The following is a 26556-nucleotide window of genomic DNA, read 5'->3' as shown; positions in this document are numbered from 1 at the left end:
ACGCTAAGTGTCGTTTTTTGTTTAAGTTTAATCCACAAAATTAAAACATGAAACAAATTACTCTAGCATTATTTACACTTATTACGCTTTCAGCTTGTACTTCTAGCAAAACGGTTTTTCATAAAAAATGGACAACGAAACAAGCACCAGAAAATTTTGTTGCTCGATTTGAAACAACAAAAGGAGATATTGATATCGAAGTTGAAAGAAAATTATCGCCAAAAGCTGTAGATCGTTTTTATCAATTGGTTAAGTACAATTTTTTCGAAGATGGTACTTTTTATCGCGTTGTTCCGAATTTTGTTGCACAATTTGGAAATACTGACACAATTGTTTCAAATCAATGGAAAAAGTTTATTGTAGAAGATGAACCTGTTATTGCTGGAAATAATAAAGGAGCTTTGAGTTTTGCGCGCGCTGGAAAAAACACAAGAGATTTGGATTTGTTTATTAATCTGAAAGATAATCATCGTTTGGATACAATCAATTCGAATGATGTAGTAGGTTTTCCAAGTTTTGGAAAAGTGGTGAACGGAATGAATGTTGTAGAAAGTTTGTATGATGGTTACGCTGGACAAACAATGGAAGACGAAGAAATTTTTAACAGTACAAAATTAATGCGCGAAAGATATCCAAAACTTGACAAAATATTGAATGCAAGAATCATTAAATCAAAGAAGAAAGAAACAGTAAAATAATGTGACATAAAGTTTTAACATGACACAAAAATCAATTTAAATGTTTTGGCATGTACTTTGTAATACATAATACGTTTTTAAAACATATTTTGTGAAATGAAAAAATCAAAATTCTTTAAAGTCGCTGGAGCAGCAGCAATGGCAGCTCAAAAAGACAAATCTTTTTTTGAAAAAGTAAAGGCTTTTTTCAATATGTTAGGTGATTACAAAAAAGGAAGTTATAAACCTGACAATATGAATTTATTTCTTGGATTTGTAGCAACTTTATACATTATTTCTCCTATTGATATTATTCCAGAAGCACTATTTGGACCTTTTGGTTTGATTGATGATTTTGGGATTTTACTTTTTGGAATGAAATATTTCAACAAAGAAGTTATAAAATATCTTGCATGGAGAGATATGCAAAGAGCGTACGCAAATGTTGAAGATGCAAAAATTATTGATTAACAATAAATTAAATAGCTATAAAAAATCCGATTGAATTTTCAGTTGGATTTTTTGTTTCAGATTATTCAAAAAGTGCTCTCTTTCTCATAAATAAAATTTATTATCTGCCGATTATTCATTAGATTTGAGCAATACAATACTAAAAACTAAAACACCTGAATAATGGTTATTATTAATAATTTCGATGAATACAAAGCTTTCGAAGGTAAAGAAATAGGTAAATCTGACTGGCATATAATAAATCAAGAACAAATCAATCGCTTTGCTGATGCGACTTTAGATCATCAATGGATTCATACAGATCCGGAAAAAGCAGCTAATGAAGGACCTTTCAAGAAAACGATTGCACATGGTTATTTAACGCTTTCTTTAATTCCTCATTTGTGGGATCAAATTGCGGAAGTTCGTAATATCAAAATGTTAATCAATTACGGAATCGAAAGTTTGAGATTTGGACAAGCTGTTTTGGTTGATAGTGAAGTAAGATTAACTGCAAAATTGAAATCTATTACAAATTTGAGAGGAATTGCAAAAGTTGTCATCGAAGCAAATTTAGAAATTAAAGATAATCCGAAACCTGCTTATACAGCGGATGTGGTTTTCCTTTACCACTTTAATGATTAATCAGTAATCAATATAATTTACAAAGCTTCTATTTTTTATAGAAGCTTTTTCTTTTCATAAAATATCGAAGTATCTTGCGCTCGATTTTATATAGCATGCAAAAAATTCAAAATAATAAAACCTTAATTTCTATTGTTGGACCGACTGCAATTGGTAAAACAAATTTGGCAATAGAAGTTGCAAAATATTTTCAATCCGAAATTATTTCTTGTGATAGTCGTCAATTTTTCAAAGAAATGAAAATAGGAACTGCTGTTCCTTCTGAGGAAGAATTGGTTGAAGTGAAGCATCATTTTATTCAAAATATTTCTATTCACGAAAAATATTCGGTTGGTGATTTTGAGCGTGATGGTTTAGCTTTTTTGGATAATTATTTCGAAACAAATGACATTTGCGTTATGGTTGGCGGTTCAGGTTTATATGAAAAGGCAATCACAGTTGGCTTTGATGAATTTCCCGAGGTTGATCCTAAAATCAGAGAAGATTTAAATAATGAGCTTGCTGAATTTGGAATTGAAAAATTGCAAGAAGAATTGCAAGAAGTCGATCCAAAGTATTTTGAAGAAGTTGATATTTTCAATAAACAGCGTGTAACACGTGCTTTAGAAATTTACCGAGCTTCGGGTTTACCTTTCTCTCATTTCAGAAATCAAGATTTGGACAAACGTCCATTTAACATAATTAAGATAGGTTTAGAACTTCCTCGCGAAGAAATGTATGACCGTATCAATCTTCGAGTTGATATGATGATGAACGAAGGTTTATTAAATGAAGCTAAAAATTTATTTCCGTTAAAAGATTTGAATGCTTTGCAAACTGTTGGTTATCGAGAATTGTTTGATTTTTTTGAAGAGAAAATTACATTAGATTTTGCAATTGAAGAAATCAAAAAAAATACAAGACGTTTTGCAAAACGTCAAATGACATGGTTCAAAAAAGATGAAACTGTCAATTGGTTTTCTCCTTTCGATCAAGAAAATATCATTAATTTTATATCGAACAAAATCTAAATTATGGAAAATTTTGTTGCTATCGATTTTGAAACTGCAAACAATTATCGCAATTCTGCTTGCGCGGTTGGAATTGTAACTGTGACGGATAATGTGATTACGGACGAATATTACACGTTAATTCAACCACCTTTAAATCAATATAATTATCATAATATTTTGGTTCACGGAATTCGTCCCGAAGACACAATTGATGCACCAAGTTTTGAAGACGTGTATTTTGAAATCAAACATCGTTTACAAAATCAGCTTGTTGTTGCACATAACGAATCGTTTGATCGTTCTGTTTTAAAAAATACAATGGAGTTTTATAGCCTCAATTATTCTCAACTTAACCTTTCCGAAAAGTGGGAATGTACATACAGAATTTTCAAACAAAAAGGAATTGTTCCTACAAAATTATCAGATTGCGCGCGCCGATTTAATCTTCAGCTCAACCATCACGAAGCTTTATCTGATGCAAAAGTTTGTGCACAATTGTACTTATTAAAATAGTTTTTACTAAATATTTATCTGGTTAAACATTTAAAAATAATTTTACATAAATTATAAAATATTTATATTGAATATTATATCCGTTTACAAATACTTGTAAGTATTTACAAGTATTTAAAATTGATTAATTACACTTTACTGTTCAGTTTTCTAAGAAAAATTTAATGAAGTAAAAATTCAATTATAAATAAGGATATTTTGATTTTGTGGAATGAATTGAAAATATAAAAATTTGAAAATTTGCTTTTAGAATTTTTGATATGATGAAGTATAAACTAAAGTTTAGTTCTAAGAATTTCTTTCGAAATTGGATAATTTTAAGAAATTAAAAAATTGATTTCAATTAGGAATTTGATCGAAGAAGTAAAATAATTACGTTATGTATTTAACATAATTAAGAAGATTATTTTGGGAAGATTTATTTAAAATCGAAGATTGATTCCTCCCCTACTCTTTTTAAAAACACAAAAAAAGGTTGCAATTGCAACCTTTTCTTATAACATTATAACACCTTCTATTTTCGAAACTTCTTTGTAATAATTGATTACTGTATCCGCATCAATCACATAAAGTTTTATCGAAATAGATGTATATTTTCTATTTTTTGAAGCTTTATATTCAAATTCAGCATTTGTTCCAGCAAAAATTTCTTTGATTTTTTTCATCGTTTCTTCACTTGAAGGATAAATGAATTTGAACAAATAATCTGCTGGAAATTTTTGTACATCATCTAATCTCTCTCTAAATTTTGCATAAAAATCTTGCTCGTTGTGAGAGCTATCTGGTATTTCTTCGAATGTATAATCTCTATTTGTGTCCATATCTATTATTTTATTGTTACAATGTCAAAAACAATACCACTTCACATTATTGATAAAATATAGAATTAATAAGACATTTTGGCATATTTTAAATCTTATAATTTCAATCTCATCATATAATCAATTTGTTCATCATCACCAAGTCTGAAAATATGTTGATCAAATTTTTCGAAACCATTTTTTAAATAGAAATTAATCGCAGAAATATTCTTTTCCCAAACTCCCAACCAGATTGAATGTAAGTTGAAATTCATCGTTACTTCTACAGCTTTATTAAAAAGAATTTGTCCAATTTTCTTTCCTTGAAACGATTCTAACACATAAATTCTTTCAATTTCTAAAGAATTCATATCATAAATTTCTGTTTGAGCATCACCAATATTCAATTTCAGATAACCGACAACTTCTTGGTTAATCATTGCAAAAAAGAACAACGAATTTTGATTCTTTACTTCTTTTAATAATTGATCTTCTGAAAAACTTTCGTTCAAATATTTTTGCATATCTTCTTCTGTATTAGAAGAAGAAAATGTATCTGCAAATGTCTTTTTAGAGATTTCTTGAAGTTTTAAAATATCTTTTTCTTCAACTCTTTTTATTGTAATTTCTTCGTTCATTAATGCGAAACAAATTTTAATCCTACAATTGAACTAATTAATGTAAAAATAAAGAATATTCTCCAAAAATTAGCAGGTTCTTTGAATACAAAAATTCCGATTAAAACTGTTCCAACAGCACCAATTCCAGTCCAAACTGCATAAGCAGTTCCCAAAGGTAAGGTTTGTGTTGCTTTGATTAACAATGCCATACTTGCGACCAAACACACTGCAAAAGCGCCGTACCACATATACATTTCTGAGCCTGTTGTTTCTTTGGCTTTTCCTAAAGATGATGTAAATCCAATCTCGAATAATCCTCCTAAAATCAATAAAATCCAATTCATTTTGTTAATATTTTACTGCAAAGATGAATTAGAAAAAAATAGTATTTTTTTACAAATGTTAAAAAATTATTCGCTTAAATTTCGGCGCGAATCCTACTTAATGTCACTTGGGAAATTCCTAAATATGACGCGATATAACCTAATTGTACACGATTAATCAAACTTGGATTTTCTTCTAACAATTTTTTATAACGATCAATCGCCGTTCCCAGTTGCCTAGAAATAAAACGCTCTTCAGTTTTTATCAATTCAATTTCAGCAAGTTTTCTTCCCCAATTTGCAATCTCTAAATTAGTTGCATAAATAACTGTAAATCAGAAGATTTAATTTCATATAACTCGCAATCTTCCATCAATTCAATTGTTTCGTAACTAATTTTATTTTCGACATAACTTCGCATCGATAAAATCAAATCGCCTTCTTTCCCAAACCAAAACGTAATTTCTTTTCCATCATCAATTATATACGCGCGAACAATTCCTTTTTTGATGAAATATAGCTTTTTTTCAACTTTATCGGCATCAATAAGCGTGGTGTTTTTTGGTAATTGAATCAGTTGCATTTTATCTGCAATCAATTGAATAGACTGCGAGGAAAGTGGTGAAATTTGATCTAAGATTTGTTCTATTTCCATTATTGAAACTTGTCTAGTAAAAGTAAACAAAAAACTCAACCTAAAATAGGCTGAGTCATTCAAATTAAATTAACACCTGAAATCTACTTTGCATGTAGACCGCATTCTTTTTTACTATTATCTTCCCACCACCATCTACCGGCACGAAAATCTTCGCCTTCGTTTATAGCACGTGTGCAAGGAGCACAACCAATACTTATGAAGCCCTTATCGTGTAGTGGGTTGTAAGGAACTCTATTTTCTTTCAAATACTCAAAACAATCCTCTGTTGTAAAATCAATCAATGGATTGAATTTGAATAATTGTTTTTCTTCATCAAACTCTATTTCGTGCATATCATGTCGATTATTCGATTGCTCTGCGCGCAAACCTGTAATCCAAACTGATGCTTCTTTTAATGCACGATTCAGAGGAATTACTTTTCTGATATAGCAACATTGTTTTCTTAAATCAACCGAATCATAAAAAGAATTAATTCCATTTTCTTCAACAAACTTTTCTAACTCCTCTGTTGGCGGATAAAATGGTTTAATCTTCGCTTGATATTTCAATTCAGTTTTGTTCCACGTATTGTAAGTTTCCTGAAAAACACGTCCTGTATCTAAAGTGAAAATCTCAATATTATCTAATTTTTGACTCAAAATAGCATGCGAAATAACTTGATCTTCGAAACCAAAACTTGTCGAAAAAAATATCTTTTCTTTTACATTATCATTCAAGAACAACAATTTTTCATCTAAACTTGACTGTGCTATTACTTCCTCTAATATTTCTTTTAGTTGATTCATTTTGCATATATAATCTCTATAGTTTTTATAGAGTAATTATTTTTAACAAATGTATAAATTCCAACTTTCTAAACAAAACTAATCTCGACTAATTTTATAGATATAATGCAATATAGAATCAATAAATTATATAAGCAAATTTTATTTATACTTAAATCATCTACGAGAATAAATTATCATATTCGTAAAAAAGAAGAAAATCAGTCCAAATTGGCATTAAACAGAGGTTTTCGAAGAGTTTAAATTATTAATTAACTCAAAAAACAATATCATTATTAGGATAAAAATATTTAAAATATCATAAAAATAAATTCTATCTAATCATCTTCGAGAACAAATTATGAATATCATAAACGAAAAAAGTCAAACTTTACAAAGTTTGACTTTTTAATTTATATTTTTTGTAATGATGAATTAGGACAAAAATGGACGAAAATAACCAAATCCAATAACCGAAAAGTGGTAAATCATATTCATGTATTTGTAAAATATCTAATCTTGTCAAATGATTAATTCCGTATAATGACATTTGAATAACAGCGATAATACCTAATATTAATCCTATTTTTTTCTTATAAAAAATCCAAGATAATAATAATGTAAAGTTCCCTAACCAACAAAAAAAGTCCAAATAAGGAAAAGTCATCCATCCGACATAAGCGTATATATATCCTGAATATTCTTCGGGATTGTCAAAAATGAAATGCACAGGTAAAATCAAACTCACCAAATAAGTTAAAATACTTACATATAAAAACAGATTATTTTTCCAATTTAGCTTCAAATTCTTCTATTTGTTTTTCCAATTTTTTATTCACTTTTTTCAATTTGTTTTGAGGACTAAACATTGCATAAACCAGCAAACCTACTCCTACTCCCACAACAGCGCCAACTTTTTCGTTCTTATTAATTGCTTTCGAAATTGCAATTCCTGCTGCTGCTCCAGTTGTTACGATAGAAACTGTATTTTCAAAACCTTTTGATTTTGTATCTAAAACTTCCAATAAATTATTCATAGTTGATTATTTTTTTCAGTAAACGTTGCAATAAATATTCCTAAATATAAATCATTCCAAATTATTTTAAAAATTGTTCGTATTAATTCAAGTGTTTATCTTTGTTCGGTAACATTTTTAGAATGGAAATACAAGACAAAATTTTAGCGCTTCGAGAAGAGCTTACTCAGCATAATTATAATTATTACGTTTTAGATAATCCCACAATTTCTGATTTCGAATTTGATTTGAAATTGAAAGAATTGAAACGATTAGAAGACGAAAATCCTATTTTTTTTGATGTCAATTCTCCTACACAACGCGTTGGTGGAATGGTTACAAAAAATTTTCCGACGATTACGCACGAATTCAGAATGTATTCGTTAGACAATTCATATTCAGTTGAAGATTTGCAAGATTGGGAAAAACGAATTGAGAAAACGTTAGGTGAAAAAGTAGAATTTGTTTGCGAATTGAAATATGATGGCGCTTCGATTTCTATTTTGTATGAAAATGGAGAATTGACACAAGCTGTAACGCGTGGAGATGGAACACAAGGTGACGAAATCACGAATAATATTCGTACGATACAATCTGTTCCATTGAAATTGAAAGGAAATTATCCTGAACGATTTTATATGCGTGGCGAAATTACAATTCCGCTCAATAAATTTGCTTCAATTAATGAAGAACGCGCTAATAATGGTTTAGAATTATATGCTAATCCTCGAAATACCGCTTCTGGATCGTTGAAATTACAAGATAATACAGAAGTTGCAAAACGTGGTTTACAATGCTTTCCGTATTATTTTATTGGAAATAATTTACCTTATTCTACGCAATGGGAAATGCTACAAGCCGCTGATGAATTAGGTTTTAAGATTCCGCATACGTCAAAATTATGTACTTCTTTGGAAGAAGTTTTAGCTTTTGTAGATCATTGGGATATCGAACGTAAAAATTTACCTTACGAAACGGACGGAATTGTGATCAAAGTGAATTCTTTTTCGCAACAAGATGAATTAGGTTATACTGCAAAATCTCCACGTTGGGCAATGGCTTATAAATTTAAAGCTGAAGCTGCCGAAACCGAATTATTGAGCATCGATTATCAAGTTGGTCGAACTGGAGCGATTACGCCTGTTGCGAATCTTGCGCCTGTTTCTTTGGCTGGAACGATCGTAAAACGTGCTTCTGTTCATAACGAAGATATTATCAAAAAGTTGGATATCCGCATTGGTGATATGGTTTATGTGGAAAAAGGCGGCGAAATTATTCCGAAAATTGTCGGTGTTAATACTGATGTTCGCCAACCTGGAACCGAAGAAATCGAATTCATTAAAAATTGTCCTTCTTGCGGAACAGAATTGATTCGTAATGAAGGCGAAGCGCAGCATTATTGTCCAAATGAGAATGGTTGTGAGCCACAAATTATTGGAAAATTAGAGCATTTTGTTTCTCGAAAAGCAATGGATATTGAGGGCTTAGGTGGTGAAACAGCGGTTTTGTTACACAAAGCAAATTTGCTAAATAACATTGCTGATTTTTATACTTTACAAAAAGAAGATATTTTGCCTTTGGAAAGAATGGCTGAAAAATCTGCTCAAAATATTATTAATTCTGTCGAAAAATCTAAAGAGCAACCTTTCGAAAAGGTATTGTATGCGATTGGAATTCGTCATGTTGGTGAAACGGTTGCAAAAAAATTGGTGAAACATTTTCAAACGATTGATCGTTTGATGAATGCTACAATGGAAGAATTAGTTTCTGTAACGGATGTTGGAGAAAAAATTGCAATTTCGATTAAGGAATATTTTAAAGAAGAACAACATCAGATTTTGATTCAACGTTTACGTGATTACGGGTTGAATTTCGAGATTGGAGAAGAAGCAAAACCTTTGTCAGATTCTTTGGAAGGCAAAACGTTTTTGTTTACAGGAACTTTGACAAAATTCAATCGAACTGATGCACAAAAAATGGTGGAAGATCATGGCGGGAAAAATATTTCTGCAGTTTCTAAAAACTTAAATTTCTTGGTTGCTGGCGATAAAGCTGGAAGTAAACTGAAAAAAGCAGAAGAAATAGGAACAGTTGTTGTGTTGACGGAAGACGAATTTTTAAATATGATTAATGGCTAATGGAATCAGGATTAATTGCTGTCATTATATTCGGAATTGTATTATTGATTTTGATTCCATTTATCTATTATGGATTGCGAATGGCAGGCTACAACAAATCTGCAATGATAGTTTCGCTTGCGATATTTTTTATTGTGATGATTCCGATGGTGAAATATGGTTACAGAAGTCAAATGTATTCTAATGATGATTTGAAAACAGATTTACATCAAGCTGGAATTGGTTTTAAAGGAAATTTAAAAATTGTTTCGACAGATATTTCTGGAATTAAAAACATGAAACAAGAAACGGTTTTGATTATGGACTCTGCCGATGTCAATACAATTATTAATCGTATAGAAACTGATTCTCGCTTCAAAATTTCTCCAGAAATGTTGAGTTTGAAAGAAGAATTAGGCTCGAATGCAAAACATAAAACCAATAGAAATTATCGTTTCAAAGATAATTTTATTTTAGAAACTTACGGAATGTCTGATGATTACACAATTCGATATTCGGAACTGAAATTTAGAAAAGGAAACGACACGGTTTTCTTCAAAAAAGAAGAAGTGTATTAAATAAAAAAATCCGTCAATTGACGGATTTTTTTATTAGTCTAAAACTTCAAGGTTTGCAATATTGATTGGATTTCCTTCAATAAAATTCACTATATTTTCAAAAGCTTTTGAGAAATATAATTCGTAACTATTTTCTTCTACATAACCTAAATGCGGTGTGCAAATTACATTTGGATTCGTTAAAAATTCATTGTTTTTATCATAAATCGGCTCAGAATCATACACATCTAAAGCAGCATAAGTTGGCGTTTTTTGACTTAAAGCTTTACTTAAAGCATTTTCTTCAATCAATTCAGCACGAGAAGTATTTACAATAATTGCATCATGTTGCATTAATTTCAAATCTTCAAATTTCACAATTCCTTTTGTTTGCTCATTTAATCGAATATGAAGAGTAATAACATCACTAGTAGAGAAAAACTTTTCTTTAGAATTACTTGCCTGAAAACCATATTCTATCGCTTTTTGACGAGAATTTTCACTTCCCCAAATCTGAACTTTCGCTCCAAAAGCTTTCGCATATTGAGCAATCATTTGTCCAATTTTCCCATAGCCCCAAATTCCAATCATTTTTCCATGGATTGTAGAACCAATATTGGTTTGCCACTCTCCTTTCTTCATCGCTTCGATTGCTTGCGGAACTTTTCGAGTCGCATTCATAATCAACATCCAAGTAAGTTCTGCAGGCGCAATTGGTGAGCCAATTCCTTCGGATACAGCAACTCTGTGCTTAGTACAAGCAGCTAAATCTAAATGATTTGAAATTTTACCTGTTTGGCTGATTAATTTCAAATTAGGTAAAAGTGATAATAATTCGTCATCAATTTTTGTACGTTCTCGTATTAAAACTAAAATTTGAACATCTTTAATTTCACTTGCTAAATCCTTTGCAGTTGTATATGATTTATTTAAAACTTTAATATCATAATCTTTTACTAAATCAAAACATTTTAGTTGCGAAACGGCATTTTGATAATCATCTAATATGGCGATTTTCATTGTTTATATTTTTAATAAATGTAAAACTATTTTGTAGTTTTTCTAGCTAAACTACTATTTTTTAATAATTGGTTAAACTCCTTTAATACACGCTTTTCTTCACTCTTAATAAAAATATCTGAAAATGGCGCCCCATCATCTTGATTACTTTTATAGTTTATTAATTTATTATTTGAATAATAGTAACGGTCCTCAATTATTTCAGAATCGTCGTAATTAAACTCTTTTAAATAATAAGGTACATTGTATTTCAAATTTTTCTCAAAAACAAAAGACAATTTATTATTCAACAAATAATATTCAGCTAAATATTGTCCAGATTCACCAAATTTTCGTACCACAATTTTTTCTAATTTATCATGATTGTAATAATAATTAATGTAACCACCATCAGCAGAATTATCAGTTTCAACTTCTTTTATTTTTGACCAATTTTTAATTGAATTAATTCGAGTAAAATTTGCTTTGATCGTTTTAATTTCTTCACTTTTAACTTTGTCATTTTTCTGAGCAAAAGAAGTCATCACAGAGAATGTTACGAGAACGAAAAAGAATACTATTTTTTTCATCTAAATCAATATATTATATAAACTATATGAGTAAAATTAAAGTATTTATTTTCGATATATTTTTACAAATCCTTTTATTAAGCTAAACACACCGATTATAAATCCTATGATGATAAAAAGAAATCCAGCAAGTAAAAAATATACACCATAATCGTTTTTGTTATAATCCAAATTAAAGCCATATCCAGTCGAGAATATTCCTGTAATAAAAACACAGAGCGAACAGATAAAAAGTTTTGTATATCGATTTTGTTTGAACATGATTAAATATTTCCATAAAATTCAATAAAATATACTAATTTTCAATCAATAATAATAGTGAATTTTATGCAATTTAGAGTTGCTCGACATACCAACCAAATCAATGAAATCAGGGATTTTTATATAAAAGTTTTAAATTTTGAAATCCTTGGAGAGTTTAAAAATCACAATGGATATGATGGCATTTTTATTGGAAAAACAGATTTAAGCTGGCATTTAGAATTTACAACAACTCACGAAAATATCAATCATCACTTTGATGAAGACGATTGTTTGGTATTTTATCCAACAACGCAACAAGAATATGACGAAATCATTGAGCGTTTAGAACTTCATCAGATCAAACCAATAAAATCTAAAAATCCGTATTGGAATGAAAATGGAATTTCTTTCTTAGATCCTGATGGATTTGTTGTCATTGTTTCACCTTTGAGAATTAAATAATTTGAAAAAATACATCTGTTTCATATTGCCATTTTTTATCTTCAGTTGCAAAGATGAAAATTCTATGCATACTAAAAATCATCAAGACTCAATTCAAAAAATTGTTGAAAAAGAAAGTTTTATCAACGAAAAAGCAAATAAAATAATTGATCGATATTCCGTACTAAAAGGTTTTCAAAGAGAAAATTATAATCAAAATGAATTCGGCTATTTTCTACAACATTTGCAATTAAAAGACTTTGGAACACTTGTAAAATTCTATAATGGAAACGAAAAACCTGTAAATAATGTGTACAATGCGGTGATTGATTTACCGATTGGAAACAAAGATTTACATCAATGTTCAGATGCAACAATGCGTTTGAGAGCTGATCTTCTCTACCAACAAAAGCGTTATGATGAAATCTCTTTCAACTTTTTATCGGACGAAAAACCACGCAAGTTTACTGATTTTGCAAATGGAGATTATTCACCAGAAAATTATTGGAAATATTTGGAATATGTTTTCAGTTACGCAAATACAGCTTCTTTGAAAAAACAATTGAAATTGGTAAATTTTGAACAGATAAAAATTGGTGATATTCTTTTGCAACAAGGAAATCCTTATGGACACGCGGTTATGGTAGTCGATTTAGCAAAGAATAAACAAGGTGAAAAAAATTGTTTTACTTGCTCAAAGTTATATGCCAGCACAAGAAATTCAGATTCTTAATAATCCGACGGATAAAAAATTAAATCCTTGGTATAAAGTGCAACAAGGTAAAATTAAAACTCCAGAATGGTTGTTTACAAGTGATGATTGGAAAACGTGGGATTAAACGTAAATTTGAATTATATATTAAAATCTAAATTCCACATTTATGGGCTATAACATTTACAATTTATTTTTTGCCATTGTCCCAAAAAAGCTATTCTTTTTTTCTTTGCCATTTTTATTATTATATTTTGTTAATCCTGAATATTTTCAAATAGTAAAATTATTTTACTACTTTATTTTTGCTTTTGTTATATTTCGTTTATCAATTATAGGTCACGAACTTGCCCATTTATTTATGGCTAAAATGACAAATGCTAAAATCTTAGGAATTGAATTTGGGAATATTAATGATTTGATTATTTATGAAAAAAATATATCGAATTTTAAATTAAAAATTTATAATCATATTAATTCTGGGTCAGTACATGTAAGTTTAGATAATCCTAACCTTAATAAGTATAAAAGAATTTTGATTTTTTCTGCTGGCTTTATATTTAACGCAATCTTAATTTTTATTGGATTCATAATTTTTATCCAAAATGGAATACTTGGTTATTTAATTATGTTTCCTAATGTCATTCTTTTTCTTAGCACATTTATCCCATTTAAATATAACTATAATGGGATTTCAGGTGATAATGATATGTTGAGCATTATCAATTTGATATTGAATAAAAATAAAATAATTCATATTTCAGAAATTGAAGAACAAAGAAACTATTTGATTTATAATGATAAATATGAAAGTCTAAGAGAAATCAATCAAAAAATTTTGCAACAAAAACCAAATGATTATTATTCTCATTTCATTGATTTTTATTTAGATGTCCGAAATAATTCATCAAACGATTGCCAAAACAAAATAGATTATTTACTAAATAATTTAGAAAAAAATAGACAATATAAGCAATATGTAAATAATAATGTTTCTTATTACTACAGCTTAAATGAGAATTACGAATTGGCAGATTTATATTCAAAAGATGTAAATAAATTAACAAAATCTATAAATTTTATTTCAACACGTTCCGTTTGTTTAGCTTTTAATGAACAATGGTCAGAAATATGTACTATATTAAATAATCGAGTTTCAAAAACAATTACTCATCATACTAATTTACTCAATTCATTAGTTTTTGGCATCGCCCTTATGAAGTTAGGTAATGAAAAAAGAGGAAAAAAATACATTGATTTTGCCGTAAAACATAAAAAGAGTATGTTTGCAAGTGATGATTTTATATTCAAAAAACTTCTTCAAAAAATTGATTAATTTTACACCAAATTAATCGCCGTGAATCGAGAAGAAATAGGAAATCAACTGCTAAATGAAGTTTTACAAATCCAACTTGCCAATAAACCAATCAACTCTAAATATTTAGATTTAAAACGTTTGGTTGAAAATATTGCGTTTGAGTTGACAAAAAACGAAGCTTTACAGTTTTCTAACTTTTTCTCGAAACTATCTTTTATCTGTAATCAATACCAAGTTTCAACTAAAATTCATTCGTTTCGTAAAACAGCTCAACGAATTCTAAGCGAAAAATACGAACCAACTGAACACGAATATTTCACACATTATAAATATGTTGCGGATTTTATTTCTTCGATTTATGAAGTGATGATTCCGGCAGAAATTATCTATTATTTTCCTGAAAAAGAATTTTATACCAACAAAATTCTTACTCGAAATCGGGTAAAAAAATTACGTGTTCAAGTAATTGAAATCAAGCGAGATTGTTTGATTTGTGATCATGAAGATAATGAAACAGATGAGAATATTACAGTTCAAATTGATGAAGATGGCGTAAATGAAAATTTTACTTCTGTTGAAGATTTTTGGGTTGGTGCACAATTAAATTTAGTCAATTCGACGATTGATGAAGAAGGAATTTATCATCCGCGTTTTATCATTCTCGAACCAGATTATTTGGTTGATATTTCGGCAATTGCTGAATGTTTTCAGGATTATGGAACTTCTGAATTGCATTATATTCAGAAAAAATTTGAAGAAGCCCCAAACAGCAAACACATTCGTTTAGGAAATTTTGCTAATTCGGTTGTCGATCACTTTTCAACAGAAAACATTGAAAAAACGGATTTTAATGAGATTTTCAAGAATGATTTTAAAAATTATCCTTTAGAATATACGGCTTGCAACGATTTGACGAATCCACAAGATTTGAAAGATTATTATTTAGAAGCAAAAGGTCATTTTGATCGTATTCAAAAAGTTTTGACTGAAGACTTTCCGCAATATGATATTTCGTTGGATCGTGCATTAATAGAGCCTTCTTTTTTGTGCGAACAGTACGGAATTCAAGGTCGTTTGGATTTATTGGACATTAATCCTGAAGGAAAGAATAAAATTATCGAGCTAAAATCTGGTGGTGCACCTTTTCCTGATGACGGAAAAAGTGTCAAGCCAAATCATGCGACGCAGCTCTTTTTATACTACCAAATTATTGGTGTTTTGTATGATTTAGAGTTTAAAGATGTCACAAAAAACACCGAAGGTTATATTTTCTATTCGAAAGTATATCAAGGAAATTTACGTTTTGATGTACCAACTTTAGCACGAGTTCAACGCATTTTTGATTTAAGAAATCGAATAATTATCAATGAAAATCGTTTAGCAAATCATACATTAACCGATATTGAATCAACTATTTATTCGATTAAACCTGCAAACTTCATTAAACGAAAAATCAACCCTCGTTTCAAAGAAATTCTAGAAGAACAATTGGATAAATTTATCTATCCGATCAAAAATAGTTCTCCATTAGAAAAAGCCTATTTTTATTCGTTTACCAATTTCATTGCGAAAGAGCAATATATGGCGAAACTTGGTTTGGGACAATCGACTTCTAACAATGGTTTGGCGAGTTTGTGGCTGAATACTTTCGAAGAAAAAAACAATAATTTCGAGATTATTTATGATTTAGAAATTGTAGAAAATCATATTTCTGATCCAAAACGAGAAATTAAATTAAAAAGAACCAATCCTGCTAATGATTTTATTTCGATTCGAGAAGGTGATATTTGCATTCTTTATCCTCGGAATAATTTCAAAGATTCTGTTTTAACAAATCAGGTTTTTAAATGTACGATCAAAAGTATTTCGAGAGAATTTATTGTGTTACGTTTTCGTTATCAACAACCAAATACACGATTTTTTGATTCGTTTGATTCAACAGGAAAATGGGCTTTAGAGCGCGATTTCATGGATTCTTCTTTCGTTTCGATGTACCGAAATTTATATGGATTAATTCATTCTTCTAAAGCAAAAAAAGATTTGATTTTAACGCAATCTGTTCCAAAAAGTGAAATGGATTATGATTATTTTAATTCAAATCTTTCGGATGAACAAAATCGAATTCTGAAAAAAGCACTTTCTACAAAAGATTACTTTTTGTTGAATGGACCTCCAGGAACAGGAAAAACATCGATTATCATCAAAGAATTGGTGAAAGAAATCTATGAAAAACAGGATTGTAACATTTTGCTTTTGGCGTATACAAATCGTGCAGTTGATGAATTATGTGAATCGATAAATTCGGCTATTTCTGATCAAATTGAACAAAAATTCATTAGAATTGGGAATGAATTATCTACTTCTCCTGAATTTCATCAAAATTTATTGAATAAAATTATTGAACAAAAAGATGCCGATTTAGAGCAAAAAGGAGAAAAATTTTCGAGAAAAACAATTCAAGATATTATTCGTAAACAACGCATTTTTGTTTCGACCGTAGCTTCGATTTCAAGTAAAAATGATATTCTGAAGTTGAAGAAGTTTGATACCATTATTATTGATGAAGCTTCGCAAATTTTAGAACCACAAATTGTTGGGATTCTACCAAAAGCAGAACGTTTTATCATGATTGGTGATCACAAACAATTGCCTGCAATCGTTTTACAAAATCCTGAATTAGCGAAAACAAATAACGAATTATTAGAAAATATTGGTTTAATTAATCGTAAAAATTCTATTTTCGAGCGTTTGTATGAATTTTGTGAACGAAATAATTACGAAAATGCGTTTGACCAATTGACTTATCAAGGAAGAATGCACGCTGAAATCGCAGATTTTCCGAACAATTATTTTTATGATGGAAAATTAAACGTAGCCTTTGATATTCCAAATTTAAATGATGAAATAAAACAAAGTTTAAATCGTCAACGTGCAGATTTACATTTTGAACATTATAATCAATCAAATAATTTACAAAACTTTATCACGAATCATCGTTTTGCATTTATCAATGTTGACGAAAATCCTTATTTGCCTTCAACGAATGTACAAGAAGCCGATTTGATTGTGAAGTTTGTGCAAGAAATTATTCATTTATATGAAATCAATCAAAAACCATTTGATCCAAAGAAAACAATTGGAATTATTGCCCCTTTTAGAAATCAAATTGCGTTGATTAAACAAAAATTAGAATTAGCAAATATTCCAAATCACGAACAAATTACAGTTGATACAGTGGAACGCTATCAAGGAAGTCAGCGCGATATTATTCTGTATAGTTTTGCTGTGACGTATCATTCGCAATTGAATGCCTTGGTGAATATGAACGATCAAGGAAATGTAGATAGAAAGCTGAATGTTGCCTTAACGCGCGCAAAAGAACAATTATTTTTAATTGGAAATCAAGCCATTTTGAAAGAAAATCAATTGATTAAAACCTTAATTGATTATTTAGAAAATAAATCTACCTATAAACTAACAATCTAATTAAAATCACTTCTTAATTCGTTTAAGATTCAGTAAATTTGTGCAACTATTTGTAGAAAATTATGTTGTATCAAAGAAGTAGCGCATTATTCAAAGACGCGCAAGAATATATTCCGGGAGGTGTAAATTCTCCTGTTCGTGCATTTAAATCTGTTGGAGGAACGCCAATTTTTATCAAAAAAGCCGAAGGTGCCTATATTTATGATGAAGATGGACGTGCTTACGTGGATTACATCAATTCTTGGGGACCAATGATTATTGGGCATACAGATCCGCGTGTTTTGAATGCGACTGTTGAACAAATGAAAAATGGTTTTTCTTTTGGTACACCAACTGAATTGGAAACTGAAATTGCTAAGTTAATCACATCCGTTGTTCCAAATATCGACATGGTTCGTATGGTGAACTCTGGTACAGAAGCGTGTATGTCTGCAATTCGTTTGGCAAGAGGTTATACAAATCGTGATAAAATTGTAAAATTTGAAGGTTGTTACCACGGACATTCAGATTCATTTTTGATTAAAGCTGGTTCTGGTGCTGCAACTTTTGGAAATCCAAATTCTCCAGGTGTAACGCAAGGAACAGCGAAAGATACGTTGTTGGCAGAATACAATAATTTGGAAGATGTAAAAGCTTTATTCGAACAAAATAAAGATGAAATTGCAGCCATTATTGTTGAGCCAATCGCAGGAAACATGGGGTGTATTGTTCCAGAAAAAGGTTTCTTAGAAGGTTTGAGACAAATTTGTGATGAAAACGGTGCTTTATTAATTTTTGATGAGGTAATGACAGGTTTCCGTCAAGCGATGGGAGGTTCGCAAGAGCGTTTAAACATCAATGCGGATATCGTTACATTTGGTAAAGTAATTGGTGGTGGTTTCCCTGTTGGAGCTTTTGCTGCTCGTCGCGAAATCATGAATCACCTTGCTCCTCTTGGTCCTGTTTATCAAGCTGGAACTTTATCTGGAAATCCAATTGCGATGCGTGCTGGTATCACAACGTTGAATATTATTAATAATGATAGAGAATTATTTAATCGTATTGATAACGCAACTGAAACTTTAGATAAAGAGATTTCTAAAATCTTTGCAGAAAAAGGAATTCCAAATCATATCAATCGTTTAGGATCGATGATGTCTGTGTTCTTTACTGAACAAACAGAAATCAAAAACTTTACAGATGTAACGAAATGTAATCACGAAAGATTCAATAAATTTTTCCATCATTTGTTGACAAACGAAGTTTACATCGCTCCTTCTGGATACGAAACTTGGTTTATTTCTGATGCAATCAAAGATGCAGAAATCAATAAAACATTAGATGCTGTGAGAAGCTTCGAAGGTTAATAATAAACAAAAAATGCAGTAGTTTTCTACTGCATTTTTTATTAAAATAAATCATCATCGATCATTTTAGCTCCTTTTAAGGTTGCCATATAACGAAGTGCTTTGATGTATTTTTCTATTAATTCAGGATTATCTATTTTGAAAAATATACAAGTATTCAGCCCGTTATACATTGTATTTGAAATAACAACAATTTGATTTTTTGTATCTGTTTTGGATACATCTTTTATTCCACTCCAATTAATTTTCGTATATGCTCCATTGTCGGAATAAGCATGAAGTATATCACCGTTAATTTCTAATCTCCTTGCTCCTTCCTGAACTGTGATAGAACTAACGTCATAAACTTCCGCTTTTTTTGTATTCAACCATTCGAGTGTTTGTTCCTCTGTTTGAGCATTTACCCATACAAAGCTGAAAAACAAAAGAATTAATATCAATAAATTTTTCATTTGATATAATTTACACTTTTTAAATATGCTGCATCTGTTTCTTTCGGAATATCCATCCAAACCCAATCAGCTTCATAGTCAGGATCCCAAATTCTTATTTTAACACCAATCAAATTGTCAAGTTTATATTGCAAAACAAAATCCTTTCCAATAAAAATTTTATCATCTGTAATTTTATAACCATCATAGATATAAACCTCTTCGTTCGAATTTGGAAGATAAAAAAAAGCGGTTTTATTATGAGGATTTAAAACTAGTGTTTTATTTCTCAAATCATCAGGCAGACTGTACATTTTACCATTTTGATCTTCTAACCGAATAAGCCGCCAATTATTTTCAGTCAAAATTTTAATCTTCTCTTTTAAGCTTAAATCTTGTGCTTTCGCACTTCCAACTCCTAAAACGAACACAAATAGTATAATTATTTTTTTCATAACGAAATATTTATAACCAGTTTATTTGAAGTAAATCTCTTTCAATTTTAAATGAAATAAAATACCTCAAATGAAGTATTTTTACTTATTGGTTTTCATCAATTTACTCTATTGACTGTATCATGAAGATATAATAGAAATCTGTCTTAAAAATTTAAAGAAAATTACAGAAAAAATATTTTGATTGAATATGCTCAATATTTATTACAAAAAGGAGAGTTGAGAAAGAAGTATCTTGAATTTAGAAAAAAGTAAAAAAAAGAAGCAGAATATGATTATTGATAAAAAACTGTCAATTTAGACAGTTTTTTATCAACTAAAATCTCCTATATGTTCCATTTCACTTTCGAAACTTAGCACTTTAGTCGCATATTTTTGCAAACTTTTTTGCTTAATTTCTGATAAAAAATTATTCTTGAATTTATCTAAAGTCAATTCATCATTCACAAATAATTGCAACGAATAAGAAACTGCTCCTGGTTCTACATGAGAAGTTATTTTTCCTAAACGAGCGCCAATAAAACAATTTGATTTCAAATAATCATTAATATGCTCTTTCTGAATCCACTCAAACCAATCGTCATGCACCTCTTGTTCAACAATAAAAGTTGTATTATATAATATCATTCTCTAATTTTTTGCAAAGATACAAAGGTTTTCGCATTATATTTTTCTTGAAAAAGAAAGTCTAATCAAGATTTTATTTTTAAATTTACCTATTATTCATAACAAACAAAGATGAACAATACGCAACAATTTATACAAGAGAATAAACAACGTTTTCTTGATGAATTAATCGAATTACTTAAAATTCCTTCAGTTAGTGCTGATCCAGCCTACACACAAGACGTAAATGATGCTGCCGAAATGGTTGCAAAATATTTAAAAGAAGCAGGTGCTGATAATGTTGAAGTATGCGAAACAGAAGGTTTTCCTGTTGTTTACGGAGAAAAAATAGTTGACGCTTCAAAACCTACTGTTTTAGTTTACGGACATTACGATGTACAACCAGCTGATCCTTTAGAATTATGGGAATCTGGACCATACGAGCCAGTAATCAAAAAGACAGAAATTCATCCTGACGGAGCAATTTTCGCTCGTGGTTCTGCTGATGATAAAGGTCAAATGTTTATGCACGTTAAAGCTTTTGAGGCTTTAAACAAATCAAACGAATTATCTTGTAACGTTAAATTTATGATCGAAGGTGAAGAAGAAGTTGGTTCTCCTTCATTAGTAAATTTCGTTAAAAACAATAAAGAGAAATTAAAAAATGATGTGATTTTGATTTCTGATACTTCTATGATTTCAAACGAACAACCTTCTATTTCTGTTGGTTTACGTGGTTTATCTTATGTAGAAGTTGAGGTAAAAGGAGCTAATCGCGATATGCACTCTGGTGTTTATGGTGGGGCTGTTCCAAATCCGATTAATGTTTTAGCAACAATGATTGGAAAATTAATCAATGAAAAAGGTCACATTACAATTCCAGGTTTTTACGAGCCAATTCTTGAACTAACAGAAGATGAAAGAGCTGATTTAGCTAAAATTCCATTTGATGTTGAAGAATACAAAAAATCTATCGGTATTCCTGATATTCAAGGAGAAGAAGGTTTTTCTACAATCGAGAGAGCGTCTATTCGTCCTACTTTAGATGTAAACGGAATTTGGGGAGGATACATTGGCGAAGGTGCTAAAACAGTTATTCCTTCTCATGCGTATGCTAAAATCTCAATGCGTTTAGTTCCAGGACAAGATCCTAATGTTGTAACAAAACAATTTGCAGATTATTTCCCAACTTTAGCACCATCTTCAGTAGAAGTAAAAGTAAAACCACATCACGGTGGTAAACCTTATATTTTACCAACAAATCACCCAGGTTTTATCGCTGCTAAAAAAGCATTAGCTGAAACTTTTGAGAAAGAAGCGTTAGCTGAAAGAGCTGGAGGATCTATTCCAATTGTTGCTTTATTCGAAGAAGAATTAGGAACAAAATCTGTTTTGATGGGATTCGGATTAAACTCTGACGTTATCCACTCTCCTAACGAACATTATGGTGTATTCAATTTCTATAAAGGAATCGAAACTATTCCATATTTCTACAAATATTTTAACGAACAATAATTTTCGACAAAATAACTTCTGAAAAGCGAATCAATTTGATTCGCTTTTCTTTTTGGTTTATAGTAGAATGATTAATTTTGAACTTTATTTTTATCAATGAGTAAAAAATTCTTAATCGCTGGTGCAGGAATTGCAGGTTTAACTTTAGCAAAAGCTTTGCAAGATTTAAATTATGACTACGAAATTTTCGAGGCTTCTCCAGAAGTTCGTGGAATTGGAGCTGGTTTTGGCTTGGCTTCTAATGCAATGAAAGCGTTTGAAATTCTTGGTTTAGCAAAAGAAGTTGCGCCTTTGGGACATATGTTAGAAGATTTTGAAATTCAAGATTGGAAAGAAAAAACAATTCTGAAAGCGGATACAGAACGATTAAGAAAAAACTACAACAACGAAAATTTTGCGATTCATCGTGCAGATTTGCATCATTATTTAGTTTCGAAAATTGATTCGAATAAAATTAAAACGTCAAAAAAAGTGAAGCTTTTCGAACAATCTTTTGAGAAAGTTGTGCTTCATTTTGAAGATGGAACTTCTACCGAAGGTGATTATTTGATTGGTGCAGATGGAATAAATTCTACAATTCGTCAACAATTGTTGAAACAGTCGACGCCTCGTTATGCGGGTTATATATGTTGGCGTGCTATTGTAGAAGATAAATCTTACAATTCAAAAAAGAGTATCGAAACATGGGGACCGAATGGTCGTTTTGGTTTGACACCTCTTATCAATCATCAAATTTATTGGTACGCTTGTGTCAATACAAAACTAAATTCTGAAGTCTACAACTATACGTTGAGTGATATTAAAAATCAGTTCAAAGATTATTCGGGACAAATCAGAAATACTTTACAAAAAACGAATCCAGAAAGTATAATTGCTACGCCAATTATGGATATTAAACCGATTAATAATTATGCATTTAATCGTGTCTTATTAATTGGAGATGCAGCACATGCAACCACACCAAACATGGGACAAGGCGCATGCATGGCGGTGGAAGATGTTTGTGTTTTGTATGATGAATTAATCAAAAAAGATACTGATGTTTTGTTAGCTTTTGAGCATTACAATCTACGCCGTTTAAAACGCACACATTATATTATCGACACTTCTCGTTTAGCTGGAAAAGTTGCTCAAGTTGACAATAAATTCTTAATGAATCTCCGAAATTTTGCTTTCCGAAATTTACCACAATCTTTGATGCAAAGTCCTTTAGAAGACTTGTTGGAAGAAGATTTTATGAGGGTTTAGAGTTATAATTCAAAATCAATGTAATTAATCCAAAGTTGTACTTTGTCCATATTTTTATTGAAATTTTCCTTCATAAAAGATGGATTGTAATCTACTTTTTGATTGTATATCAATTTATTATTGGCATAGACTTTTAATTTTTTGTTCAGATTAATCATTTCAGGAGTAATATATAATCGAAATGATTTTACAGAAGATGTTTCAATATTGAATCTATTTTTTGAATAATTTGCTTTGATTTGACCTGATTTACGAGGAAAATTAAAAGCTATTTTATCCACATCTTTTACTTGCAAACTGTCATTATCATCATATTCTAACCATTTTGTTATTTTGAAATTATAGTTTTTTTGCCACTCTTTTTTAGGTGAAATAGTGTCTAATTTTGTGATTTCTATCCAATCAACTTTTCCGTATTTTACATCATCAGTTTCCCAAATTAATTTATTCGGAAATGGATTTCTTTTTCTATTCAATAAATCATCAAACAAAATTTTATGTGCAGGTTCTGAACCATTAAACTCTGGAAACCAATGCGGATAACCATTGTATCGATAATCTTTATAATCAATATGTAATGATTGCATCAATGCAGTTAAATCATCGTTTGCTTGTGGTGGAAAATAATAATCTAAATCTGTAGAGAAATTTATATAAGAACGATTCAATATATTTTGAATAAATGTTCCTCCTGTTCTAACAATTGGCTGCGTATTAAAGCCATAAAAACCTGCAAAAGAAGTGGGTTGTTTTACTAAATAATTAAAAGAACCACTTGCTCCATTAGAATGTCCCGTTAAAAAAACTTTATTATCATCTACATTAATTGTTGATTTTATTTGACGAATTATTTCTGGAATCATGTAGAATCCTTTATCTGAAGTTAACCAGTTGTAATTTTTATCAGCTTGAGGAAATACTAAAATAACATCATGTTTATTAGCATATTTTGTATAAAATTTATTCCAACCTTTTAAATTATCATCTGTAGAAAATGTTCTCAACTCATTATAATTTACAGCTCCATGAAGAAAAATAAGCATTGTATATTTCTTATTTGGATTATAATTTTTAGGTAAATGAATAAAATAAGAAGATTTTAAAGTGTCATTGATAGGAAAAAAAATAGAATAATTTTGTTCTTTCTTCGATAAATAAGATGAAGAATTTCTTAAACTTTTATAAAATTTTTCCTTATCATTAATATCTACATTACTTGATTTCTTAGTTCTAAAAAATTCATCATTTGTCAATTGAATACTATCATAAAATTTTTTAGATATTTTATTTGAAGTTTCTACTAAATTCAACCAACGGTTATCTTTTAATAAGTTTTTAAACTTTATTCTAGAATCTTTATCTAAAATAAAATACCAACCAGGAAAAGGTTTAGAATTTTTCTTAACTAACTTTTCTAAAAAATCAAAACATTGAGTAGCTTGATTAACTTCGTTAGAAAGTTCAGCAGCATCATATAAATCGAAACTATTAATACTGTCTTTATGTAGATTGAATGCTTTTGTATAATAATCTAAAGCTAATTCCTTTTTATCTTCTTCAATTAGCTTTTCAGCTTTTGAAATTAAACTAGAATATGTTTCTTGGCTAAAAACTTGTGAGGATAATAATGCGATAAGTATAAAGATATAATTTTTCATGGGTTTAATTTTGTATAAAAATACCATCAACAACCCTAATAAACTTGTAAAATTGGGACATTTTAATCTTTATAGAATCTCCAAAAAGTATCTTCCTCTCCTATTAATTCTCCATTTTTATAAAATTGATTCGGCGATTCAGAAACAAATTTTTTATATAATCTATTAAAATGAGATTGATCCGTAAAATTTAATTTATGTGCAATCGACGTAAATGTCTCATCAGGATTATGTAACAATTTCTCTTCGATAGTTTTTCTAAATAAAACAATTTCATGAAAATTTTTAATGGAAACTCCAATATTTTCTTTGAAAACTCTATTGATATGTTTTCGACTAAAACCTAAATAATCAGCAAGTTGATTAACTGTAAAATCATCATAATGTTTAAAAATATAATCTATTGAATTTTCTATAATTACATTTTCAATTCTAGTTATTTTATTCAATAAAATAGGCTCAATTATTGAAAGAAATTCTTCAGATTTTATGTGATTAAACAAATGATTGCATTCATCTTCATTGAAAAAATCTAAATCATCTATAATACTTGAGAAATCTATATTAGTCAGAAATTGATTGATTCCAAAAGGTTTAAAAACAATCACAAAACGTTCAACTGAACCAATTTGCTGAATATGTAAAACATCTGATCGTAGAGGAGTAAAAATTTGAAGAGGAATACCATTTTGTTTGTAAACCGTATTTTCTTCTATATATTCATGCGATTTGTAAACAGAAATCGTATTATTATAATGTGGAAAACAATCATATACAGTTAATGTATTATCATGTTTAATATCAACATAATAATAATCAATATACTTTTTTAGTAGTTTGTTATTAGGTTTAAATGTTGTGAACATTAATAATTTTTAATCTAGATATTTAGCAGTTATGCAAAACGAATTTTAAATTACTTCTTAACGTATATTTCTTGTTGACATAAGAAGTTAACAAATCTCCAAAACTCATATCAAGAGTTTCTCTTTGATTAGTTGAAAATAATTTCCCAATCTTAATCAAATATTTATTTAAGTTAATCAAATCAAAAGTAGATTCTTTGACCAACCAAAACAGAAAATATAACGGAAGTAAAACCATATTGAATAGAACTTGGAATCCATTCGCTAATTCTCCTTCTAACAAAAAATGTTTTGAATAATCAAATTTAGAAAAATCAATATCATATTTTTCTATAAACTCTATCAAAAGTGATTCATTATCTAATCCTGATAAAAATAAATCTTTCTCAATCAGAACATCAACATTTTCAACTTTTTCTTTTGTGGTTTTTTCTAGAAAATTTTTAACTTCTATATACGATTGTCTCAAAGTCGCGAAATCTATATATAAAATCTGTTTTTCTTCCATAA

General features: G+C 29.4%; 29 protein-coding genes and 1 pseudogene. 15 read left to right on the top strand and 15 right to left on the bottom strand.

Translation table 11 applies throughout. The features are described from left to right. Positions 1-47 precede the first annotated feature (47 nt). The 5 genes from N5D90_RS02145 (at position 48) to N5D90_RS02125 (ending at position 3277) form a co-directional block, all read left to right on the top strand. Complete coding sequence (locus N5D90_RS02145) at positions 48-698, top strand: peptidylprolyl isomerase (RefSeq protein ID WP_280061424.1); 651 nt, start codon at positions 48-50, stop codon at positions 696-698. A gap of 96 nt (positions 699-794) precedes the next feature. Then, on the top strand, positions 795-1148 hold the full coding sequence (locus tag N5D90_RS02140) for a YkvA family protein (protein ID WP_280061423.1): 354 nt from the start codon (positions 795-797) through the stop codon (positions 1146-1148). A gap of 162 nt (positions 1149-1310) precedes the next feature. Then, entirely contained in the window at positions 1311-1772 is a 462-nt protein-coding gene (locus N5D90_RS02135) for a MaoC family dehydratase (protein WP_280035653.1), read from the top strand. Positions 1773-1867: 95 nt separating this feature from the next. Further along, positions 1868-2782, top strand: a complete 915-nt coding sequence (miaA, locus tag N5D90_RS02130; RefSeq protein WP_280061422.1) for a tRNA (adenosine(37)-N6)-dimethylallyltransferase MiaA — start codon at positions 1868-1870, stop codon at positions 2780-2782. A gap of 3 nt (positions 2783-2785) precedes the next feature. After that, complete coding sequence (locus N5D90_RS02125; protein ID WP_280061421.1) at positions 2786-3277, top strand: 3'-5' exonuclease; 492 nt, start codon at positions 2786-2788, stop codon at positions 3275-3277. 494 nt (positions 3278-3771) lie between these two features. Here the strand turns inward: N5D90_RS02125 and N5D90_RS02120 are convergent, their stop codons facing one another. The 7 genes and pseudogenes from N5D90_RS02120 to N5D90_RS02090 form a co-directional block, all read right to left on the bottom strand. Then, complete coding sequence (locus tag N5D90_RS02120) at positions 3772-4098, bottom strand: DUF493 family protein (protein ID WP_280061420.1); 327 nt, start codon at positions 4096-4098, stop codon at positions 3772-3774. Positions 4099-4193: 95 nt separating this feature from the next. Further along, positions 4194-4715 carry a GNAT family N-acetyltransferase gene (locus N5D90_RS02115; protein ID WP_280061419.1) on the bottom strand — a complete coding sequence of 174 codons (522 nt, stop codon included), beginning with the start codon at positions 4713-4715 and terminating at the stop codon, positions 4194-4196. Then, complete coding sequence (locus tag N5D90_RS02110; protein ID WP_280061418.1) at positions 4715-5041, bottom strand: multidrug efflux SMR transporter; 327 nt, start codon at positions 5039-5041, stop codon at positions 4715-4717. Before N5D90_RS02110 ends, N5D90_RS02115 begins: the two co-directional genes overlap by 1 nt. Before the next feature lie 74 nt (positions 5042-5115). Further along, positions 5116-5675: pseudogene (locus N5D90_RS02105) on the bottom strand (Crp/Fnr family transcriptional regulator). 83 nt (positions 5676-5758) lie between these two features. Next, positions 5759-6463 carry a phosphoadenylyl-sulfate reductase gene (locus N5D90_RS02100; protein ID WP_038334367.1) on the bottom strand — a complete coding sequence of 235 codons (705 nt, stop codon included), beginning with the start codon at positions 6461-6463 and terminating at the stop codon, positions 5759-5761. 370 nt (positions 6464-6833) lie between these two features. Further along, complete coding sequence (locus tag N5D90_RS02095; protein WP_280061417.1) at positions 6834-7247, bottom strand: hypothetical protein; 414 nt, start codon at positions 7245-7247, stop codon at positions 6834-6836. Next, positions 7225-7479 (bottom strand): hypothetical protein, encoded by a 255-nt coding sequence (locus N5D90_RS02090; RefSeq protein WP_115000598.1) that lies wholly within the window; start codon positions 7477-7479, stop codon positions 7225-7227. Before N5D90_RS02090 ends, N5D90_RS02095 begins: the two co-directional genes overlap by 23 nt. A 122-nt stretch (positions 7480-7601) precedes the next feature. Between N5D90_RS02090 and ligA the strand changes: the two genes are divergently transcribed. Next, positions 7602-9596 carry an NAD-dependent DNA ligase LigA gene (ligA, locus tag N5D90_RS02085; protein ID WP_280061416.1) on the top strand — a complete coding sequence of 665 codons (1995 nt, stop codon included), beginning with the start codon at positions 7602-7604 and terminating at the stop codon, positions 9594-9596. Then, the gene (locus N5D90_RS02080; RefSeq protein ID WP_280061415.1) at positions 9596-10153 is read left to right on the top strand and encodes a hypothetical protein; all 558 of its coding nucleotides are present in this window, start codon (positions 9596-9598) and stop codon (positions 10151-10153) included. Before ligA ends, N5D90_RS02080 begins: the two co-directional genes overlap by 1 nt. Before the next feature lie 33 nt (positions 10154-10186). Here the strand turns inward: N5D90_RS02080 and N5D90_RS02075 are convergent, their stop codons facing one another. Both N5D90_RS02075 and N5D90_RS02070 read right to left on the bottom strand, forming a co-directional pair. Continuing rightward, positions 10187-11152: a D-2-hydroxyacid dehydrogenase family protein gene (locus tag N5D90_RS02075; protein WP_280061414.1), complete on the bottom strand. Its 966-nt coding sequence runs from the start codon at positions 11150-11152 to the stop codon at positions 10187-10189. A 26-nt stretch (positions 11153-11178) separates the two neighbouring features. Then, complete coding sequence (locus N5D90_RS02070; RefSeq protein WP_280061413.1) at positions 11179-11721, bottom strand: hypothetical protein; 543 nt, start codon at positions 11719-11721, stop codon at positions 11179-11181. Positions 11722-12048: 327 nt separating this feature from the next. Here N5D90_RS02070 and N5D90_RS02065 point away from each other — a divergent pair, with 327 nt between their 5' ends. The 6 genes from N5D90_RS02065 (at position 12049) to hemL (ending at position 19267) form a co-directional block, all read left to right on the top strand. Beyond that, positions 12049-12426 (top strand): VOC family protein, encoded by a 378-nt coding sequence (locus N5D90_RS02065; protein ID WP_038334380.1) that lies wholly within the window; start codon positions 12049-12051, stop codon positions 12424-12426. 64 nt (positions 12427-12490) lie between these two features. Continuing rightward, the gene (locus N5D90_RS02060; RefSeq protein ID WP_280061412.1) at positions 12491-13138 is read left to right on the top strand and encodes a DUF4846 domain-containing protein; all 648 of its coding nucleotides are present in this window, start codon (positions 12491-12493) and stop codon (positions 13136-13138) included. After that, positions 13110-13244 (top strand): DUF4846 domain-containing protein, encoded by a 135-nt coding sequence (locus N5D90_RS02055; RefSeq protein WP_262487866.1) that lies wholly within the window; start codon positions 13110-13112, stop codon positions 13242-13244. The genes N5D90_RS02060 and N5D90_RS02055 overlap by 29 nt, the downstream gene beginning before the upstream one ends. 42 nt (positions 13245-13286) lie before the next feature. Continuing rightward, positions 13287-14453 (top strand): site-2 protease family protein, encoded by a 1167-nt coding sequence (locus tag N5D90_RS02050; protein WP_038334387.1) that lies wholly within the window; start codon positions 13287-13289, stop codon positions 14451-14453. 21 nt (positions 14454-14474) lie between these two features. Next, positions 14475-17921 (top strand): AAA domain-containing protein, encoded by a 3447-nt coding sequence (locus tag N5D90_RS02045; RefSeq protein ID WP_280061411.1) that lies wholly within the window; start codon positions 14475-14477, stop codon positions 17919-17921. A gap of 62 nt (positions 17922-17983) precedes the next feature. After that, positions 17984-19267 carry a glutamate-1-semialdehyde 2,1-aminomutase gene (gene hemL, locus N5D90_RS02040; protein ID WP_280061410.1) on the top strand — a complete coding sequence of 428 codons (1284 nt, stop codon included), beginning with the start codon at positions 17984-17986 and terminating at the stop codon, positions 19265-19267. A 41-nt stretch (positions 19268-19308) separates the two neighbouring features. On the opposite strand, the gene N5D90_RS02035 is transcribed toward hemL, so the two are convergent. The 3 genes from N5D90_RS02035 to N5D90_RS02025 all read right to left on the bottom strand — a co-directional run bounded on the left by N5D90_RS02035 (position 19309) and on the right by N5D90_RS02025 (position 20780). Further along, positions 19309-19719 carry a hypothetical protein gene (locus tag N5D90_RS02035; protein ID WP_280061409.1) on the bottom strand — a complete coding sequence of 137 codons (411 nt, stop codon included), beginning with the start codon at positions 19717-19719 and terminating at the stop codon, positions 19309-19311. Next, entirely contained in the window at positions 19716-20153 is a 438-nt protein-coding gene (locus N5D90_RS02030) for a hypothetical protein (RefSeq protein WP_280061408.1), read from the bottom strand. The genes N5D90_RS02035 and N5D90_RS02030 overlap by 4 nt, the downstream gene beginning before the upstream one ends. A 312-nt stretch (positions 20154-20465) precedes the next feature. Further along, positions 20466-20780: a DUF4286 family protein gene (locus N5D90_RS02025; protein WP_280050922.1), complete on the bottom strand. Its 315-nt coding sequence runs from the start codon at positions 20778-20780 to the stop codon at positions 20466-20468. 111 nt (positions 20781-20891) lie between these two features. Here N5D90_RS02025 and N5D90_RS02020 point away from each other — a divergent pair, with 111 nt between their 5' ends. Both N5D90_RS02020 and N5D90_RS02015 read left to right on the top strand, forming a co-directional pair. Next, entirely contained in the window at positions 20892-22274 is a 1383-nt protein-coding gene (locus N5D90_RS02020; protein ID WP_280061407.1) for a dipeptidase, read from the top strand. A 96-nt stretch (positions 22275-22370) separates the two neighbouring features. Next, complete coding sequence (locus N5D90_RS02015; RefSeq protein ID WP_280061406.1) at positions 22371-23522, top strand: FAD-dependent monooxygenase; 1152 nt, start codon at positions 22371-22373, stop codon at positions 23520-23522. A gap of 2 nt (positions 23523-23524) precedes the next feature. Here the strand turns inward: N5D90_RS02015 and N5D90_RS02010 are convergent, their stop codons facing one another. The 3 genes from N5D90_RS02010 to N5D90_RS02000 form a co-directional block, all read right to left on the bottom strand. Further along, complete coding sequence (locus tag N5D90_RS02010) at positions 23525-25180, bottom strand: alpha/beta hydrolase-fold protein (protein WP_280061405.1); 1656 nt, start codon at positions 25178-25180, stop codon at positions 23525-23527. A 62-nt stretch (positions 25181-25242) separates the two neighbouring features. Next, positions 25243-26046: an AraC family transcriptional regulator gene (locus N5D90_RS02005; RefSeq protein WP_280061404.1), complete on the bottom strand. Its 804-nt coding sequence runs from the start codon at positions 26044-26046 to the stop codon at positions 25243-25245. Between the two features lie 22 nt (positions 26047-26068). Beyond that, positions 26069-26554 (bottom strand): hypothetical protein, encoded by a 486-nt coding sequence (locus N5D90_RS02000; protein WP_280061403.1) that lies wholly within the window; start codon positions 26552-26554, stop codon positions 26069-26071. Positions 26555-26556: the final 2 nt, after the last annotated feature.

It is taken from the genome of Empedobacter sp. GD03797 (assembly GCF_029842105.1).
GTDB lineage: Bacteria > Bacteroidota > Bacteroidia > Flavobacteriales > Weeksellaceae > Empedobacter > Empedobacter falsenii_C.
This window is presented reverse-complemented; position numbering and strand designations above follow the sequence as displayed.

What these genes read in the sequence shown, in the direction of transcription:
- N5D90_RS02145 (WP_280061424.1), top strand. Translation starts at nt 48, where the DNA reads ATGAAACAAATTACTCTAGCATTATTTACACTTATTACGCTTTCAGCT.
- N5D90_RS02140 (WP_280061423.1), top strand. Translation starts at nt 795, where the DNA reads ATGAAAAAATCAAAATTCTTTAAAGTCGCTGGAGCAGCAGCAATGGCA.
- N5D90_RS02135 (WP_280035653.1), top strand. Translation starts at nt 1,311, where the DNA reads ATGGTTATTATTAATAATTTCGATGAATACAAAGCTTTCGAAGGTAAA.
- miaA (WP_280061422.1), top strand. Translation starts at nt 1,868, where the DNA reads ATGCAAAAAATTCAAAATAATAAAACCTTAATTTCTATTGTTGGACCG.
- N5D90_RS02125 (WP_280061421.1), top strand. Translation starts at nt 2,786, where the DNA reads ATGGAAAATTTTGTTGCTATCGATTTTGAAACTGCAAACAATTATCGC.
- N5D90_RS02120 (WP_280061420.1), bottom strand. Translation starts at nt 4,098, where the DNA reads ATGGACACAAATAGAGATTATACATTCGAAGAAATACCAGATAGCTCT.
- N5D90_RS02115 (WP_280061419.1), bottom strand. Translation starts at nt 4,715, where the DNA reads ATGAACGAAGAAATTACAATAAAAAGAGTTGAAGAAAAAGATATTTTA.
- N5D90_RS02110 (WP_280061418.1), bottom strand. Translation starts at nt 5,041, where the DNA reads ATGAATTGGATTTTATTGATTTTAGGAGGATTATTCGAGATTGGATTT.
- N5D90_RS02100 (WP_038334367.1), bottom strand. Translation starts at nt 6,463, where the DNA reads ATGAATCAACTAAAAGAAATATTAGAGGAAGTAATAGCACAGTCAAGT.
- N5D90_RS02090 (WP_115000598.1), bottom strand. Translation starts at nt 7,479, where the DNA reads ATGAATAATTTATTGGAAGTTTTAGATACAAAATCAAAAGGTTTTGAA.
- ligA (WP_280061416.1), top strand. Translation starts at nt 7,602, where the DNA reads ATGGAAATACAAGACAAAATTTTAGCGCTTCGAGAAGAGCTTACTCAG.
- N5D90_RS02080 (WP_280061415.1), top strand. Translation starts at nt 9,596, where the DNA reads ATGGAATCAGGATTAATTGCTGTCATTATATTCGGAATTGTATTATTG.
- N5D90_RS02075 (WP_280061414.1), bottom strand. Translation starts at nt 11,152, where the DNA reads ATGAAAATCGCCATATTAGATGATTATCAAAATGCCGTTTCGCAACTA.
- N5D90_RS02070 (WP_280061413.1), bottom strand. Translation starts at nt 11,721, where the DNA reads ATGAAAAAAATAGTATTCTTTTTCGTTCTCGTAACATTCTCTGTGATG.
- N5D90_RS02065 (WP_038334380.1), top strand. Translation starts at nt 12,049, where the DNA reads ATGCAATTTAGAGTTGCTCGACATACCAACCAAATCAATGAAATCAGG.
- N5D90_RS02060 (WP_280061412.1), top strand. Translation starts at nt 12,491, where the DNA reads ATGCATACTAAAAATCATCAAGACTCAATTCAAAAAATTGTTGAAAAA.
- N5D90_RS02055 (WP_262487866.1), top strand. Translation starts at nt 13,110, where the DNA reads ATGCCAGCACAAGAAATTCAGATTCTTAATAATCCGACGGATAAAAAA.
- N5D90_RS02050 (WP_038334387.1), top strand. Translation starts at nt 13,287, where the DNA reads ATGGGCTATAACATTTACAATTTATTTTTTGCCATTGTCCCAAAAAAG.
- hemL (WP_280061410.1), top strand. Translation starts at nt 17,984, where the DNA reads ATGTTGTATCAAAGAAGTAGCGCATTATTCAAAGACGCGCAAGAATAT.
- N5D90_RS02035 (WP_280061409.1), bottom strand. Translation starts at nt 19,719, where the DNA reads ATGAAAAATTTATTGATATTAATTCTTTTGTTTTTCAGCTTTGTATGG.
- N5D90_RS02030 (WP_280061408.1), bottom strand. Translation starts at nt 20,153, where the DNA reads ATGAAAAAAATAATTATACTATTTGTGTTCGTTTTAGGAGTTGGAAGT.
- N5D90_RS02025 (WP_280050922.1), bottom strand. Translation starts at nt 20,780, where the DNA reads ATGATATTATATAATACAACTTTTATTGTTGAACAAGAGGTGCATGAC.
- N5D90_RS02020 (WP_280061407.1), top strand. Translation starts at nt 20,892, where the DNA reads ATGAACAATACGCAACAATTTATACAAGAGAATAAACAACGTTTTCTT.
- N5D90_RS02015 (WP_280061406.1), top strand. Translation starts at nt 22,371, where the DNA reads ATGAGTAAAAAATTCTTAATCGCTGGTGCAGGAATTGCAGGTTTAACT.
- N5D90_RS02010 (WP_280061405.1), bottom strand. Translation starts at nt 25,180, where the DNA reads ATGAAAAATTATATCTTTATACTTATCGCATTATTATCCTCACAAGTT.
- N5D90_RS02005 (WP_280061404.1), bottom strand. Translation starts at nt 26,046, where the DNA reads ATGTTCACAACATTTAAACCTAATAACAAACTACTAAAAAAGTATATT.
- N5D90_RS02000 (WP_280061403.1), bottom strand. Translation starts at nt 26,554, where the DNA reads ATGGAAGAAAAACAGATTTTATATATAGATTTCGCGACTTTGAGACAA.